This is a genomic window from Bacillus sp. P4_D3 (assembly GCF_056401855.1).
Genome location: NZ_JBFUIN010000483.1, coordinates 1 through 2,420, shown reverse-complemented (window position 1 = coordinate 2,420; position 2,420 = coordinate 1). Strand labels below are relative to the sequence as shown.

Below are 2,420 nucleotides of genomic sequence, written 5' to 3'. Positions count from 1 at the left end.
GTATATTCGAAATAAAGTGAAACTTTATTTATTCCCCTTTAACGAAAAAAATAGCACTTAAAAAGTGCTATTCCGCTCGCCTTGCTGCTTGTTGAATTGGATCCCAAACGCTGTTATATGGTGGTGCGTAACTTAAATCAACATCTTCTAAATCGTGAATGCTCATTTTATTGAAAAGTGCCATTGCGATAACATCAATACGTTTATCTACACCTTCTTCTCCAATTACTTGTCCGCCTAATAATTGTTTCGTATCGGCGTGATATAGTAATTTCAAGTGAAGTGGCGAAGCACTCGGGTAATAGCCCGCCATATTTGTTGAATCTACTTTGACCGTCTTATACGGGATGTTTAGCCCTTTCGCTTCTTTTTCATTTAAGCCTGTTCTTGCAAGCGTCAGATTCATAAATTTAATAATGCCTGTACCTAACGTACCTTTAAACGCTCTTCGTTTATCAACCATATTGAGTCCAGCAAGTCGCCCTTGTTTATTTGCGGTCGTTCCAAGCGGGATATGGTCATGCATTTCCTTTATTACATGGTAATGCGTTGCACAATCCCCTGCTGCATATACGTCTTGTACATTCGTTTGCATATAAGCATTTACTTCAATTGCACCTTTAGGATTTTTACGTATATTTGTCCCTTCAAGAAAATCAGTATTTGACTGTACACCGACAGATACTAAAACGAGATCTGTTTTATACGTACCTTTATCTGTTTCAATTTGTTCGACTCTTTCTTTTCCTTTAAACGCTTTTACATTCTCATTTGTTAAAATTTCAATATTATGTTTATCTGCTTCTTTATGTATATATTCCGCCATATCGGCATCATAAATTGTGCCAATATGATCGTTTCGCTCAATCATTCTTACTTTTTTCCCTAGTTCTACAAATGTTTCTGCCATCTCTAGACCAATTGCACCGCCGCCAATAATCGTTACGTGCTCAACGCTATTTGTTTGTAATGTGTCTACTATACGCTCAGCATCCGGAATTGTTTTTAAAAGATGAACACCTTGTAAATCTTTACCTTCCCAATCCGGCATAACAGGGCGTACACCAGTCGCAATTAATAAACGGTCATATGAAAATTCAAATACATCTTTCGTCTTCGTATGTACTGCATATACAATTTTCTTTTCTGTATCTACTTTCGTTACTTCATGACGCACTTTCGCATCAATTCCATATTTATCACGAAACGTCTTTACATCGCGTGCAATTAACTTTTCAGTAGAGGCGATAACACCACTAATCACATACGGTAATCCGCACTGAGCGTATGAATAGATTTCACCTTTTTCTAACGTTACAACATTTGCAGTTTCATCGTTTCTAACAATTTGCATTGCTGCACTCATACCCGCTGCATCTCCGCCAATAATGACATAGTTCACTTTACCACTCCTTCTTTTTTACATACTCTTTACGATTTCCATATTTTATAGAAATAACACCTACTTCCATTGTAAAGAAAGAGAATTTAATCTACAAATTTGGTACACAAGACTATGTGTTACTAGGTATCCGTCGTGTCTTATAAACAAGATGTTTAATATGCTATAACAGTTATAATTGAAAGTAGGTGAAATATACATGTGCGCAGGCCTTCTCGCCCAGCTTCCAGAGGAACCGCAAGAACCGAAAGCCGCCCTGTCGCTTGACCAAGAATTTTCCATTAACGCAACACTTTATAGTGCTCGCGCTTGGTTATCTAATGATGAGACTTTCGCACAAACTATTTGGAAAGGCTCTCGCTTCGCTTCAGCATCACACGCTGGCAAATCCATCTTACCAATCGGTACTGTTAAAATTTTGAACTTATCTGATGATACAATAACAGTTACTGCATCATCAGAATCAGATGATGCCCTCAAAATAGTCGTACCGCCTCGTTCTGAAGGTGTTTTAACATCTAGTGCATTATCTGATGTGCAAGCTAGTACATCAGGAGGAGCAAGTAAAGTCACATTCCTCTTTCACATCTTTTTCTCAAGGGATCCCGGTCCATCTAAACAACCATAGAAAAGGTACAGTAATATACACTGTACCTTTTTCATGCACTCTATTCTCTTGATTTAATCAGTTCAACATTATAAGATTCCACACTCGTTAACGTTCCCGTAAAATACGGATTTTCTCTATACCAAGACTGTTTTGAAAAATACGCTTGCATATCTTTCGTTTGAAACATATGTCCATGCCTTGCGTATATTTCATTTCTAGCAATTTTCAACTGTTCTTTCGTTAAATATGTTAAGTCCGTACTTGTTAATTTTCGAATATCACTATCAGGGAAGATGAAACCATTATATACATAATGAGTAGTAGTTGGCGGAGTGACATTATAAACAACTGTTTTTTCTGCACTTTTCTTTTGGAATGGAAGATTATAAGCCGAAAGTCCCGTTACCG

The 2,420-nt window shown here is 37.3% G+C and carries 3 protein-coding genes; 1 reads left to right on the top strand and 2 read right to left on the bottom strand.

The annotated features are described in order from the left end of the window. Nucleotides 1-67: 67 nt before the first annotated feature. On the bottom strand, nt 68-1,402 hold the full coding sequence (locus tag AC1DTM_RS23055; protein ID WP_016104210.1) for an FAD-dependent oxidoreductase: 1,335 nt from the start codon (nt 1,400-1,402) through the stop codon (nt 68-70). Between the two features lie 199 nt (nt 1,403-1,601). Here AC1DTM_RS23055 and AC1DTM_RS23050 point away from each other — a divergent pair, with 199 nt between their 5' ends. Then, complete coding sequence (locus AC1DTM_RS23050) at nt 1,602-2,030, top strand: hypothetical protein (RefSeq protein WP_016104209.1); 429 nt, start codon at nt 1,602-1,604, stop codon at nt 2,028-2,030. Nucleotides 2,031-2,070: 40 nt separating this feature from the next. On the opposite strand, the gene AC1DTM_RS23045 is transcribed toward AC1DTM_RS23050, so the two are convergent. Then, a partial coding sequence (locus AC1DTM_RS23045) for a YARHG domain-containing protein (protein ID WP_477000975.1) occupies nt 2,071-2,420 on the bottom strand: 350 nt, incomplete at its 5' end.

Coding starts and splice junctions, on each gene's coding strand:
- AC1DTM_RS23050 (WP_016104209.1), top strand. CDS start 1,602: ATGTGCGCAGGCCTTCTCGCCCAGCTTCCAGAGGAACCGCAAGAACCG.